The 13,081-nt window shown below is 64.7% G+C and carries 12 protein-coding genes; 8 read left to right on the forward strand and 4 right to left on the reverse strand.

From position 1 onward, the window contains the following. Positions 1–94: 94 nt before the first annotated feature. From FZP69_RS06575 to FZP69_RS06595, 5 genes are all read left to right on the forward strand, one after another. Positions 95–871 (forward strand): SDR family NAD(P)-dependent oxidoreductase, encoded by a 777-nt coding sequence (locus tag FZP69_RS06575; protein ID WP_192918488.1) that lies wholly within the window; start codon positions 95–97, stop codon positions 869–871. A gap of 114 nt (positions 872–985) precedes the next feature. Then, positions 986–2,356, forward strand: coding sequence for a sugar ABC transporter substrate-binding protein (locus tag FZP69_RS06580; RefSeq protein WP_192918489.1), 1,371 nt, complete (start codon positions 986–988; stop codon positions 2,354–2,356). A gap of 18 nt (positions 2,357–2,374) precedes the next feature. Beyond that, complete coding sequence (locus FZP69_RS06585) at positions 2,375–3,946, forward strand: sugar ABC transporter ATP-binding protein (protein WP_240137474.1); 1,572 nt, start codon at positions 2,375–2,377, stop codon at positions 3,944–3,946. A gap of 92 nt (positions 3,947–4,038) precedes the next feature. Beyond that, positions 4,039–4,941, forward strand: a complete 903-nt coding sequence (locus FZP69_RS06590) for an ABC transporter permease (RefSeq protein WP_152041536.1) — start codon at positions 4,039–4,041, stop codon at positions 4,939–4,941. Between the two features lie 103 nt (positions 4,942–5,044). Next, on the forward strand, positions 5,045–5,470 hold the full coding sequence (locus tag FZP69_RS06595; RefSeq protein ID WP_152040542.1) for a universal stress protein: 426 nt from the start codon (positions 5,045–5,047) through the stop codon (positions 5,468–5,470). 27 nt (positions 5,471–5,497) lie between these two features. Here the strand turns inward: FZP69_RS06595 and FZP69_RS06600 are convergent, their stop codons facing one another. Together FZP69_RS06600 and FZP69_RS06605 are read right to left on the reverse strand one after the other, a co-directional pair. Continuing rightward, positions 5,498–7,174 (reverse strand): aldehyde ferredoxin oxidoreductase family protein, encoded by a 1,677-nt coding sequence (locus FZP69_RS06600; protein WP_152040543.1) that lies wholly within the window; start codon positions 7,172–7,174, stop codon positions 5,498–5,500. Between the two features lie 62 nt (positions 7,175–7,236). Continuing rightward, on the reverse strand, positions 7,237–7,992 hold the full coding sequence (locus tag FZP69_RS06605; protein ID WP_152040544.1) for an SDR family NAD(P)-dependent oxidoreductase: 756 nt from the start codon (positions 7,990–7,992) through the stop codon (positions 7,237–7,239). A 194-nt stretch (positions 7,993–8,186) separates the two neighbouring features. Between FZP69_RS06605 and FZP69_RS06610 the strand changes: the two genes are divergently transcribed. Both FZP69_RS06610 and FZP69_RS06615 read left to right on the forward strand, forming a co-directional pair. Then, positions 8,187–9,281, forward strand: a complete 1,095-nt coding sequence (locus tag FZP69_RS06610; protein WP_152040545.1) for an amidohydrolase family protein — start codon at positions 8,187–8,189, stop codon at positions 9,279–9,281. 6 nt (positions 9,282–9,287) lie between these two features. Then, positions 9,288–9,731, forward strand: coding sequence for a metal-sulfur cluster assembly factor (locus tag FZP69_RS06615; RefSeq protein ID WP_152040546.1), 444 nt, complete (start codon positions 9,288–9,290; stop codon positions 9,729–9,731). Positions 9,732–9,848: 117 nt separating this feature from the next. On the opposite strand, the gene FZP69_RS06620 is transcribed toward FZP69_RS06615, so the two are convergent. Beyond that, positions 9,849–11,843 carry an AMP-binding protein gene (locus FZP69_RS06620; RefSeq protein WP_152040547.1) on the reverse strand — a complete coding sequence of 665 codons (1,995 nt, stop codon included), beginning with the start codon at positions 11,841–11,843 and terminating at the stop codon, positions 9,849–9,851. A 58-nt stretch (positions 11,844–11,901) separates the two neighbouring features. Beyond that, complete coding sequence (locus tag FZP69_RS06625; RefSeq protein WP_192918556.1) at positions 11,902–12,342, reverse strand: gamma carbonic anhydrase family protein; 441 nt, start codon at positions 12,340–12,342, stop codon at positions 11,902–11,904. 242 nt (positions 12,343–12,584) lie between these two features. Here FZP69_RS06625 and FZP69_RS06630 point away from each other — a divergent pair, with 242 nt between their 5' ends. After that, positions 12,585–12,998: a universal stress protein gene (locus FZP69_RS06630; RefSeq protein WP_152040548.1), complete on the forward strand. Its 414-nt coding sequence runs from the start codon at positions 12,585–12,587 to the stop codon at positions 12,996–12,998. The last annotated feature ends 83 nt before the right edge of the window (positions 12,999–13,081 follow it).

The raw sequence follows: 13,081 nt of genomic DNA on the forward strand, positions 1-13,081 counted from the left end.
TCGGGTCTTCATTATTTCGGGCGACGGTCGTCGCTCGCGGCCGACGATCCAGCCATCCTCCACATTTATGTATGAGAGTCCGAGTTGTGGATACATGGAACGTGAGAGCACAGCCCTGGTTACTGGTGGTGGTCGCGGCATCGGCCAGGCGATCTGTGTCGAACTGGCGGCGCGGGGACACGACATCGCCATCGCCGACCTCGACGAGGAGGAGATGGCGACGACCGTAGCGCTCGTCGAGGAGGAGGGACAGGAGGCGCTCGCCCTCCCGACCGACCTGAAACACCACGAGAGCGTCGAGACGACCGTCGACCGGGCGCTCTCGACGTTCGGTTCGGTCGAGCATCTCGTCAACAACGCTGGCATCGCCGGTCCGACCGCCGCCTGTGAAGACGTCGCCCCGGAGGAGTGGGACGAGACGCTCGCGGTGAACCTCCGCGGGCCGTTTTACACCTGCCGGACGCTCCTCCCCACGATGAAAGACCAGGGATACGGCCGCATCGTCAACATCGCCTCGGTCACCGGCAAACGGCCACTGACACAGCGGACGCCGTACGCGACGGCCAAGATGGGGCTCATCGGCTTCACCCGGACGCTCGCCGCCGAAGTCGGCGAGTACGACATCAACGTCAACGCCGTCTGCCCCGGGTCGGTCGACGGGCCGCGCATCCGCCGCGTCTTCGAGCAGAAGGCCGAGGCCACCGGACGGACGTACGAAGCGGTCCGGGCGGACGCAGAGAACGAGAGCCCCCGGCGGGAACTCGTCACCCGGGAGGATATCGCCAACTCGGTCGCGTTCCTCTGTTCGCCGGACGCGGACCGGATCACCGGGCAGGACCTCAACGTCTCTGCGGGCAAGGTGATGTACTGAACGCCTCTCTGAGAGTCGGACGCCGTCCTGGTGATTCGATGGACCGTCGAACCTGCTACGATTCCAATCACAAACTATAAATCATGGTGTTCACCACATCATGGTGTCGCAAACATGGCACGAGATAGCAGCAACCAGTCCAGGCGTCGCTTTCTGAAGAAGACCGCCATCGGTGGATCGGCGGTCACACTGGGCGGCCTCGCGGGATGCACCGGTAGCGGCGGCTCGTCGGGCGGCTCGGGCACTTCGAGTGGCTCGGGATCGAGTTCGGGAGGGTCGAGCGACGGCGAGTCTTCCGGTTCCTCGGGCTCTGGCGGCAGTGGCTCGAAGACGTCGATGGGCTCCATCGCCAACCGGCAGAACTCCTACTGGCTCAGCTGGGAGAAGGGCTACCTCGAGGCGTGCGAGGCCTTCGGCTACGAACCGAACGTTCAGACGAACAACGGTGAGGTCCAGACACAGCAACAGCAGTTCGACACGGCGGTGTCGAACAACGCGGACTTCATCGCCGGTCAGACCTACACTAACGCCGCCGCAATCACGCTGGCAGAGACGCTGGTCGAGGGCGAAATCCCGGGTGTCCTCGCGGTCACCATCGCCGACTGGTTCGTCCCGCAGGACGCCGGCGAGGAGTACGTGACGTTCTTCACGCCCCACTTCGTCAACCACGCCTACACGGGCGCGAAGATGCTGTTCGAGGCGATGGGTGGCAGCGGGACGTTCGTCCACATCGAGGGCAACCGCGGTACGGCCCCCAACATCGGCCGGAACAAGGGTGTCGACCTGGCACTGGAGGAGTACCCCGACATCGAGATGGCGGGGCCACGCCAGCCGGGCAACTTTATTCGCTCGGACGCCCGCAGCGTCATGAACGACAAGGTCTCGCAGTTCGGTGACGACATCGACGGCTTCTTCGGCCAGAACGACGCCGTCGCGCTGGGTGGACTCACCATCCTCGAGGAGAACGACATCGACGTGCCCGTCGTCGGTATCGACGCCAGCGAACCCGGACTCGCGGCCATCGCCGAGGACCGGATGACCGGTACTGTGTCTGGAATGGGCCCGTGGCAGGCCGGCTGGTCGGTCGCGAAGTGCCACGACTACATCAACGGGCACACGCTCAGCCCCGCAGAGAAGATGATGTCGTTCAACGCGCCGGTCTGTGTGAAGAACCCCAGCGAGTGGACCGACGTTATCGACCGGCTTCCAGTTGTGGACGCCGCCGACTACAACGACGCCATCTTCTCGGGCGAGACGCCCTACGACTGGACGGCGATGTCCGTCGTCGAGGCTGGCGAGGACGCGTGGGACCCCCAGATCGACATGCAGCCCATGAACCTCGCGGACATGAAGCAGGTGCTCGACTGGAAGGACGCGGACAAACCGAGTGGCTACAGCCTGCCTGGCGTCTACACCGACGACGCCGCACAGGAGGAAACGACCCAGCTCTACGTGGATCAGTTCCAGAACAACCCGCTTCAATAACGCTCAGTACACACCCCCATGGCATCAGAGACACACACCAAGGCGATGGACGTGGACGGGGCCAGTCCCGGGAGTGAGGACCACAGCTTCCGCGTCGAGGGCATCTCGAAGTCGTTTCGCCACGTGCAGGCACTCAAAGACGTGTCGCTGGCAGTCGACCACGGTGAGGTCATCGGCCTCGTCGGGGAGAACGGCGCGGGCAAGAGCACGCTGTTGAACATCCTGACCGGCGTGTTGCAGGCCGACGAGGGCCAGCTGTACGTCGATGGCGAAGCGGTCACGTTCACCAATCCGCGTGAAGCGGCGGACTACGGCGTCTCGCTCGTTCACCAGGAGCAGGACGTTATCACGACCATGCGGGGGTACGAGAACCTCTATCTCGGGCGGGAGATGGAACGATTCGGAGTGCTCGAGAAGGAACAGATGCGCAAGGAGGCCCAGGCGTTCGTCGACGACCTGGGCATCAACATCGACGTGGACGAGCGCGTGCGCAGCTACTCGTTCAACGAGCGCCAGATGCTCGAGATCGCGAAGGCGTTCCACGTCTCCCAGAAGTCCGAGAACCCGGTTATCCTGCTCGACGAGCCGACGGCCGGCCTCGAAGAGAGCGGCCGTGAGATCCTCTTCGACCTCGTGAACGACCTGCGCGAGCGGGCGACGTTCGTCTTCGTCTCCCACGAACTCGACGAAGTGCTGCAGATATCCGATCGGATCTACGTCCTCAAAGACGGGGAGCGCGTCGACTCCACGACCGCGGCCGAAGCAACCACGGACTCGCTGCAGCAGGCGATGGTCGGCCGGGAGACCGCCGACGAGTACTACCGCGTCCCCGACCAGCAGCGCGAGTCCGACCTCGGCGAGACGGCGATGTCCGTCGACGGGGTGACTCACCAAGACAAGGTCGGCCCGATCTCCTTCTCCGTCCGTGAGGGCGAGATCTTCGGCATCGTCGGCGTCGAGGGATCGGGCAAGCAGCGGTTCGGACGCTTGCTCGCGGGTGACCTCGACGTCTCTGAGGGCTCGATCTCCGTCGGCGGGACCACCATGCAGAACCCGTCGGTCTCAGATATGGTCGACGCGGGTGTCGGCTACATCCCGAAGGACCGGAAGTCCGAGGGCCTGCTGCTCTACCAGTCGGTGCTGGTCAACACCTCCCTGGCGATGGTCCGGGACATGCACGGCAACATGCCGCTGCTCGACCTGGACGCCGAGGAGGAGGCGACCCTCGACGCGATCGAAGAGCTGGCTATCAAGACGCCGGGCCCCAACGCCTTGGTGCACGGCCTGAGCGGCGGGAATCAGCAGAAGGTCGTCATCGCCCGCTGGCTGGCACAGGAGACCCCAGTGCTCGTGATGGACAACGTGACCCGGGGTATCGACGTCGGCGCAAAGGAGGAAGTGTACCGTCTCTGCCGTGAACTGACCGACAAGGGCGTCTCGATCGTCTTCATCGGCGACGAACTGCCCGAGGTCATCGGCATGTCCAACCGCATCGCCGTGATGGCGAAAGGCGAGTTCGTCGGCGAGACGTTCGACGCCTCGCCGGGCAACAAACCAACTGAAGAGGATCTAATACAGGAGATGATCTGAGAATGAGTACAAGTAGTGTCAGCGAGTGGATCACGAGCCAACGAGAACAGCGCACCCTCCACGACTGGATACAGGATCTGGGCCCGTTCGTCATGCTGTTCGGGCTGATACTCTTCTTCACGTTCACGACCGAGCGCTTCTTCACCGAGGGCAACCTGCTCGACAACGTCGCGAAGAACGCCGTCACGCTCCTGCTGGTGGCACTGGCGGGGACCTTCCCCATCCTTCAGCAGAGCATCGACCTCTCGGTCGAGTCGGTCGTCCTGTTGACGGGCGTCGTGACCGTCGTCCTGATCTCGCAGTTCGGCCTGGGCCTCTTGGCCATCCCGCTCGCCATCGGCGTCGGGATGCTCGCCGGCCTGTTCAACGGCCTCGTCTTCACGAAGCTCAAGGTGCCCTCGTTCCTGGTCACGCTCGGGACGCTCTCGGTGATGGCCGGGGTCGGGAAGATCATCACCGGTGGTTCGACCATCACCTTCCGGAACCCCGCCATCCGCACCATCTCGAACGGGGACGTCCTCGGCATCCCCAACCTCGTGCTCTGGGGGCTGCTCATCTACGTGGGCACCATCGTCCTGGCCTTCCGGACGAAGTTCGGCCGGTACTGCTTTGCGCTGGGTGAGAACGAGCGCGTCGTCGAACTCGCGGGGGCAAAAGTCGACCGCTACAAGATCTATCCCTTCGTGCTGTCGGGGCTGCTCTGTGGCATCGCCGGCGTCCTGCTGACGCTGCGCATCTCGTCGGCCTCGCCGAACATCGGGAGCGGGCTTCTCTTACCGAGCATCGCCGCTATCGTCATGGGCGGGACGGCGCTGACCGGCGGCGTCGGCGGGCCTCACCGGACCATTCTGGGCGTGCTCGTCATCGCGGTCCTGAACAACGGCATGAACCTGCTCGGCACCGACTCGTTCGTCCAGGAGATCATCCTGGGGCTCGTGGTCGTCGCGGCGGTGGCGCTGTCGATCGACCGCGCGAAGATCGACGTGGTGAAGTAGCGCGGCTCTCCTCCGCGCTCCGGCTTCCCCCCTTCGTATCTCCCGTTCTCCGTCCGCTGTCGGACCCCTCATCTTCATGACCCCTGCTAGCGTACCGCTCGACATGGGACGCACACTGGTCGCGCTAGACGATTCGCCCCAGGCACAGAACGCGCTTGAGTACGCTCTATCGGTCCACGACGACGACGAGTTCGTCCTCGTCCACGTCATCGACTACAGCGAGTCCATCACCGACCCCGGCCGCGGCGGTCGCGGGCGGCTAGAAGGGTGGTACCAGAAGGCGACTGAGGACGCCGAGGAGCTGTTCGCCGAGGCGAAATCGCGTCTGGACGAACAGGGTGTCTCGGTGACGACCGTCGTCAGAGACGGGAAACCCGCGGAGGAGATTCTCGACTCCGCCGAGGAACACGACGTCGATCAGATCGTGATGGGGAGCCACGGTCGGACAGGCGTCGCGCGCGTCCTCCTCGGGAGCGTGGCCGAGCAGGTCGTTCGTCGTTCGGAGTGCCCGACGACGGTGGTACACTGACCGCGATACGGCGGCGAGCAGTATCGGTCAGTCGGCGCTCGCGGCGGCGTCGAGTCGACTGCTCGGCACGGTCCCCTCCTCGGTCCAGCCGCGACGGTCGTAGTACTCGTCGAGCGCCGCCTCGAAGTCCGGCAGCGAGTACGGGAGCGTGTCGTCCGCGCGGTCGACGCCGCGCTGGTTGTTGAAGTGCCGCTCGAGGTCGACGACCCTCGAACCGACGGCGAGGAGGTCGTCGTAGTCCTCTGAAAAGAGCCCCTCGAACCGTTCGGGCGTCATGAAGCTCCGCGAGAAGCGACAGACGATGCCGCAGTCTTCCAGCGCGCGGGCGTTCTCCTGCTCGATGACCATCTCCGGCTTGCCCTCCAGTCCCGTGGGATCGTACGCCTCGTCCTTGTCGACGAGCGGGTACTCCCAGGCGTACATCGTGGTGAACATGTGGTCCGCACCCCGCGTGGCCGTCGCGTACGACAGCCCCTGACCGTTGAGCGTACGGCCGTCGTGTGCGGCGAAGTCCAGACCCTTGACCGTCCAGTTCTCGACTCCCAACTCCTCGTGGAAGTCGTCGATTCCCTCTGCGAGGAGGTCGCCGATGCCCTCGCGGTGGGCGATCTTTTCGACTGTCTCGAAGATCAACTCCGTGTTCCCGAACTCGTCCTCGCTGGCGAGGTACGCCGAGACGACGTTGCCACAGGAGATCGTGTCCAGCCCGTATCGATCACACAGCTCGTTCGACTGCATCACGTCGACGATGTCGTCGACGCCGGCGTTCGACCCGAACGACATCACCGTCTCGAACTCCGGCCCCTCGGTCTCGACGCCCCGCTCCTCGTCCTTCGTCGGGAGTTTGCAGGCGAACGCACACGCCGAACAGGTCGCCTTCTCGAACTTCTTCTCTTCTACCCGATCCCCGTTGATGCCCTCGCTTCCCTCGAACTGGAGTTCGGAGAAGTATCTGGTGGGGAGCGCGGAGACCTCGTTGGCGAGGTCCGTCACCGACGTCGTGCCCTGCCGCTTCATGATGTGGTCGGCGGTGGCCGCGTCGCGGTGGACGTCCATCTGGATGGCGGGAATCTCGATCTCCGGGCTCGAGTCGCCGTCGAACGTGACCGCTTTGACGCCTTTGGCCCCCAGGACGGCACCGAGACCACCACGCCCGAACGCCCTCGACTCGGAGGTCATGATCGAGGCGAAGCGCACCTCGTTCTCGCCACCCGGCCCGATGCAGGCGACGTGGTCGTGCTCCAGCCCGTGTTCGTCCTCGATGTACGCGGTCGTCTCCGGCACCGTCGCCCCCGCGAGGTCGGGGACGGCCTCGAAGTCTACCCCCTCGTCCGTGACGTGGACGACAACGAGTTCGTCGCTCGCGCCCACGAGTTCGACGGCGCCGTAGCCGGTCGCGGCGAAGTTACGCGACATGAACCCGCCCGCGTTCGACGAGAGCAACCCCCCAGTCAATGGGGAGACGGCCGTACAGTTCATCCGGCCCGTGAACGACATGTTCGAGGCCTGCATCGGCCCCGTGGTGAAGTACAGGCAGTTTCTCTCGCCCAGCGGCTCGGCGTCGAACGGGATGCGGCCGTGGGCGAGTTTCGTCGCGACGCCGCGGCCGCCGATATACGACTCGTGCACGTCGTCGATCTCGGTCGTCTCCGTGGTTCGACTGCCGACGTCGACGGTCAAGAGGGGTCCCTCTGCGTGGAGCATACACTCACACCTCACGAGCACGAAATCATAAGCGTTGCTCACCACCGTTTGGACGCGTCGTCTCAGGCGGTGAAGCCGCCGTCCATAACGAGGTTGTGGCCGGTGACGAACGACGACTCCTCGCTCGCGAGGAACAGCGCCGCGTCCGCGACCTCGTCGGGCTGGCCGGCTCTTCCCAGGGGCGTCTGCTCGAGGATACCGCCCGCAGTGTCGCCGTCCTCCATCGTCATCGCCGTCTCGATGAACCCCGGATTCAGGGCGTTGACGCGGATACCGTGCTCGCCGTGTTCGACTGCCAGCTCCCGGGTGAGGTTCGTCACCCCTCCCTTCGAGGTGCAGTACAGCGAGGAGTTCTCCAGCCCGCGGATACCACCGATGGAGGACATGTTGATGATACTCCCTCCGTCCACCTGGTCGCGCATCACGTCGATGGCTGCCTGACTGCCGAAGAACACGCCCTTGAGGTTGATGTCCATCAGCCACTCGTAATCCTCCTCGGTGACGTCTCCCAGAGGTTTCTGGCGTTCGACACCGGCGTTGTTGACCATCACGTCCAGCGAGCCGAACGCGTCGACGGTGGCCTCGACCGCCGCGCGGAGGTCGTCGACCGAACTCACGTCGCAGTGGACGAACTGCGCGGTGCCGCCATCGTGCTCGATGAGTTCGTGTGTCGGCTCCCCGCCCATCCGTGGGTCCTCCCGGACGTCCGCGACGGTGACGCTCGCGCCTTCCTCGGCGAATCGCCGCGCGATGGCCCGACCGTTGCCGGACGACCCACCCGTGACCAGTGCTGCCTTCCCCTGCAGTCGCTCGGACATGACAGTCTACCGTGCTACTCGGTGCCAATTAAGTGTTTCTCGCTGTCGGCGCGTCCCGTCTATCTAGGTGCGTCCGTGTGGCGGCTGCACACCGACATCCCGGAGTACTCATGCAGGCTCTGCTCCCCCTCTCCCGACTTCCTCACCGAGCAATCCAAATGTTTAATAATGGTTCACTGGACGTACACAACGAGATGTTAGACAGTGGCTCACTCGTAGTGGACTCCGTGTCACACTGCTTCAACCACACGCCAGAGAACCACAAGCACCCACACGCGCAGGTCTGGGACGACGAGACGTACGAACTCGGGGCGAAGCTCCTCCCCGACGGCTACATCCCGAGCGAGGAGGTGTTCTACCGCGACCACCAGCCCGAAGAGCTCGCTCGGCTGCTCTTCCTCGAGAGCCAGATCGACTACTCGGTGTACCACTCGCTCCCGCTCGACGACTACTTCCACGACGGCTACGTCTCCCGCGAGAAGGGGTTCGAGTTCATGGAGCAAAACTCGAACAGGGTGTCGATGTACGTCGACGTCAACCCGCTGGAGGACGACGCCGGCGACCAGATCGAGGAGTTCGCGGCGAAAGACGGTGTCGAGGGGATCAAGTTCTACCCGGCGCGCTACCAGAACGGGAACGACCTCTCGCTCCAGTTGACCGAAGACGCCGTCTGGCCACTCCTCGAGCGCGTCGCCGACTCCGAGGTCGACACGCTGGCGATCCACAAGTTCATCCCGTTCGCGACGGCCCCCGTCCGGTACTTCCAGCCGGGCGACGTCGAGGACGCGGCCAACTCCTTCCCCGACATCAACTTCGAGATCATCCACGCCGGCTTCTCGTTCGTCGAGGAGACGGTGTTCGCGATGGCGAGCCACAAGAACGTCTACGCCAACCTCGAGAACACTGCGTGTATGGTCAACACCCGCCCGCGGAAGTTCGCGAAGGCACTGGGTGAAATGCTCTACTGGGCTGGCCCCGACCGCATCGTCTACGCCGGTGGGGCGACGGCGCTGCACCCCCAGCCACCCATCGAGGGCATCTGGAACTTCGAGATGCCCGAAGACCTCATCGAGGAGTACGACTACCCCGAAGTCACCCAGGAGATGAAAGAGAAGATCCTCGGCAAGAACGCGCTTCGCCTCCTCGACAAGGACCCCGAACAGATCAAGAAGGACATCGAGGGCGACAAGTGGGACCAGCTGAAGAGAGAGCGCGAGGAAAGCGGTGACTACCCGGCCGCGCCGTGGTCGACGTACGAGGCCGAGTCGGCGCTGGCTTCAGACGACTGATCACCCATGTCCGCACACACAGACCCGTACGCGCGAACGGAACCGGCCACGCACGTCACGCCGGAGACGGAGTTCGACGACGAGCGCAAGACGAAGATCAAAGCGCAGTTGAGCGAGGTGCTCGACCCCTGTAGCTGTATGAGCGAGCACCCGATCGACATCGTCGACCTCGGGCTCGTGGAGTCCATCGGTGTCGATGGGCGTGACGTCGAGATCACGCTCCTCCTGACCTCACAGCGCTGTACGTACTTCCTCGACATCAACGACGAGATCCGCGAACGCGTCGAATCCCTGGAGGAGATCGACAGCTGCGAGGTCCACCAGGACACGAGCGGGAAGATCTGGACGAACGACCGGATGTCTGCGGCGGAGCGCAAGGCCCGCCGCAAGCGCTTCCACGAGCGGATGGAGGCTGCGGGTATCACACCCTACGCGGAGCGCTCGGACTGACTGCTGGACGCCACACCACGGAACTGCCGCCCTCCCGTTCTTCGGCACCACCGCCGTCGCCTCGCGACGAGTGAAGACGGTCGACTTCGATCGCCCGGAGGTGTCCGAGAGGGCCCGTCAGGATGCGTCTCGGAGTTCGTCGAGCGCGGCGGGGTTCTCGATACTGCTCATGTCTCCCAGTTCGTCGCCCTGGTAGATCGACGAGATGGCCCGCCGGATGACCTTCCCCGACTGCGTCTTGGGGAACTCCGAGACGAAGAGGATCTCACGCGGGCGGAACGGCTTGCCGTGTTCCTCGCCCACCAGCGCCGACAGTTCGGCTCGCAACTCGTCGCTTCCCTCGTCGCCGTCTTCGAGCACCACGTACGCGACCACTGCGGTCCCCGTCGTGTCGTCGGGCACGCCGACCGCGGCGGCCTGGTTCACCGCGTCGTGTTCGGTCAGCACTCCTTCGATCTCCGCCGGCCCGACCTTCCGCCCGGCGACGTTCAGCGCGTCGTCGGCTCTCCCGTGAAGGAACCAGAAGCCGTCCTCGTCCTTCTGCGCCCAGTCGCCGTGGTCCCACAGATCGGGCCAGGTCGACCAGTACTCGTCGAGGTAGCGCTCGTCGCCCTCCCACAGCGATTTCGTGGTCGAGGGACACGAGTCGCGGGCGACGAGGAACCCGCGTTCGTGGGTGTCGGCGATCGACTCACCCGCCTCGTTCACGATGTCGATATCCATGCCCAGCCCCGGCCCGCCGAGCGAGGTGGGTTTGAGCGGTTCGGTGGGCATCGGCATGAGGAAACAGCCGCAGATCTCGGTCCCCCCGGAGATGTTGATGATCGGGGCCTCGCCCCCGCCAACGTGCTCGTAGAACCACTGCCACGACTCGGGGTCCCACGGTTCGCCGGTCGATCCCAGCAGGCGAATCGACGACAGATCGTGCTCGTCGACCCACTCGTCGCCGTGTTTCCTGAGCGCTCTGATCGCCGTGGGAGAGATACCGAACGTCGAGAGCGAGTGGCGGTCGATCATCTCCCAGAACCGGTCGGGCTCGGGGTGGTCGGGCGCGCCCTCGTACATGAAGACGGTGCCGCCGAAGGTGTGATTTCCAATCAACGTCCACGGGCCCATCATCCAGCCGATGTCCGACACCCAGAAGAACCGGTCGGAGGGGTTGTGATCGAAGCCGAAGTAGATCTCTTTGGCACACTGCATCTGAACTCCGGCGTGGGTGTGGACGATGCCCTTGGGTTTGCCCGTCGTGCCCGACGAGTACAGCAGCATCGACTCCTGATCCGAGGGAAGCGATTTGGTGTCGTAGTCGTCGTTCTGGGTTTCGACGGCGTCGGTCCACCACTCGTCACGGTCGTCGTCCCAGGGGATGTCCGCCTCGTCGCCGAGACGGTCGTAGACGACCGTGTGTTCGACGTGGCCCGCCTCCTCGATGGCCTCGTCGGCCGATTCCTTCAGCGTGATCGGGGAGCCACGGCGGTAGAAGCCATCACCCGTGAAGAGGACCGAACACTCCGAATCCTCGATTCGCGTCGCGGTGGCGTCGACGCCGAATCCCGAGAAGATCGGAACCGCAATCGCGCCGACTTTGAAACAGCCGTACAGAATGGAGACGACCTCGGGGACCATCGGCATGTACAGCCCGACGGTGTCACCGGTGTCGACGCCCGTCGATTCGAGGTAGTTGGCGACCTTGTTGGACTGGCGAGCCAGTTCGTGGTACGTTATCTCTCTGATATCACCGGGTTCGCCCTCCCAGAGACACGCGACTTTGTTCCTGGTGTCGCTGTCGACTGCGGCGTGACGGTCGACGACGTTGTGCGCGAGGTTGAGTTCGCCGCCGGGGTACCACTCGGAGAACTGCGGACCGTCGGCGTCGTCTCTGACGCGGTCGTACGCCTCGTAGAAGTCGATGCCCAGGTAGTCGGGCATGGTGTCCCAGAACCACTCGACGCCGCTCTCGTCGACACCCGCGAGATCTGTCGTGGTGCGTTCGACGAGTTCGTCGTAGTCGTCGATGCCGTACGTCTGCATGAACTCGTAGACGTTGGTCGACTCGACGAACTCCCGGGTCGGTTCGTGGACGATCCGCTCTTGCTGTGGCTGACTCGACATGGGCGTGCGGCGAGATGACGCGCCACTCACTAAGAGATACCGAAAGGCCCCGTCGCGATCACTCGAACCGGCCCGTCTCCTTGTACTCGCGGGAGAGGTCGACGTAGTGTTCGTGGACGCGCGCGATCTCGTCGCGCTGGCCGTCGGTGAGCGGTTTCGTCTGTGCCGGTGCACCGTACGCGAGGTGTCCCTCCGGGACCGTCTGCTCCTGGAGGACGACCGCACCGGCGGCGACGATGCTCCCGGACTCGACCGTCGCGTCGCGGAGCACACAGCTGTTCATGCCGACCAGCGAGAAGTCCTCGACGGTGGCGTAGTCGACGACGACGCCGTGGCCGACGGTCACGCGGTCGCCGAGGTCGGCCCCGTGGAGCATCGAGAACTCCTGCACGTTGGTCTCGTCGCCGACCGTCACGGTGTCGCCGTCCCCCCGAAGGCACGTGAAGGGCCAGAGGCTCGCCCGCTCGCCGACGGTGACGTCGCCGACGAGGTACGCCATCCGCGAGACGAACGCCGAGTCGGCGACGACGGGCGTGTGTCCGAACAGCGATTCGCGCAGTGAGTCTTCGGCACCGGACATACACCCACTGCCCGCTCGAGCGCGATAAAACTACGCCGGTAACGGTCACTTCCCGGCACGGGATCGCAGGGTCCGTCCGGATCCCGCCTCGGCCCGATCCAGGCACGGCCCGCCGGGTCGTGGTCCGATGATTTATCTACTCTCTCATCGAAGGTCTCCACGTGTACCGAGTACTCCTCGCGGTCAGTGACGATGTCGAACAGGCAGCCGACCAGGCCGAGTTCGTCACCTCGATGCCCGGCGGGTCGGATATCGAGGTCACGGTGACACACGCCTACGACGACACCGATCGTCGCGACTCGCGAGGACGGTCGCTCCCGCCGGAGGAGAGCGAGTCCGTTCAGGTCGCCCGGTCACGTCTGGCGGAGGCGGGGATCGCTGTCGAGACCCGGGAGACGTACCTCCCCGTCGCCGAGGGGATCGTCGACCTCGCGGCGGACGTCGACGCGGACCTCGTCGTGATCGGTGGGCGCCGACGGAGCCCCGTCGGAAAGGCGATGTTCGGGAGCGTCACGCAGTCGGTAGTCCTCGACTCGCCGGTCTCCGTCGCCGTCGTCGGCGTCGACGGCGAGTGATCTCCCACGACCACGCACGCCGCCGTCGGCGAACCGGCACGGTGCCGTGGTCGGAGTGAAGAACGTGTCGGACTGACGGCCGC

Origin of the sequence: Salinigranum salinum, from assembly GCF_009176545.1 — an archaeon.
In the GTDB taxonomy this organism is placed as follows: domain Archaea; phylum Halobacteriota; class Halobacteria; order Halobacteriales; family Haloferacaceae; genus Salinigranum; species Salinigranum salinum.

Coding starts and splice junctions, on each gene's coding strand:
- FZP69_RS06575 (WP_192918488.1), top strand. CDS start 95: ATGGAACGTGAGAGCACAGCCCTGGTTACTGGTGGTGGTCGCGGCATC.
- FZP69_RS06580 (WP_192918489.1), top strand. CDS start 986: ATGGCACGAGATAGCAGCAACCAGTCCAGGCGTCGCTTTCTGAAGAAG.
- FZP69_RS06585 (WP_240137474.1), top strand. CDS start 2,375: ATGGCATCAGAGACACACACCAAGGCGATGGACGTGGACGGGGCCAGT.
- FZP69_RS06590 (WP_152041536.1), top strand. CDS start 4,039: ATGCTGTTCGGGCTGATACTCTTCTTCACGTTCACGACCGAGCGCTTC.
- FZP69_RS06595 (WP_152040542.1), top strand. CDS start 5,045: ATGGGACGCACACTGGTCGCGCTAGACGATTCGCCCCAGGCACAGAAC.
- FZP69_RS06600 (WP_152040543.1), bottom strand. CDS start 7,174: ATGCTCCACGCAGAGGGACCCCTCTTGACCGTCGACGTCGGCAGTCGA.
- FZP69_RS06605 (WP_152040544.1), bottom strand. CDS start 7,992: ATGTCCGAGCGACTGCAGGGGAAGGCAGCACTGGTCACGGGTGGGTCG.
- FZP69_RS06610 (WP_152040545.1), top strand. CDS start 8,187: ATGTTAGACAGTGGCTCACTCGTAGTGGACTCCGTGTCACACTGCTTC.
- FZP69_RS06615 (WP_152040546.1), top strand. CDS start 9,288: ATGTCCGCACACACAGACCCGTACGCGCGAACGGAACCGGCCACGCAC.
- FZP69_RS06620 (WP_152040547.1), bottom strand. CDS start 11,843: ATGTCGAGTCAGCCACAGCAAGAGCGGATCGTCCACGAACCGACCCGG.
- FZP69_RS06625 (WP_192918556.1), bottom strand. CDS start 12,342: ATGGCGTACCTCGTCGGCGACGTCACCGTCGGCGAGCGGGCGAGCCTC.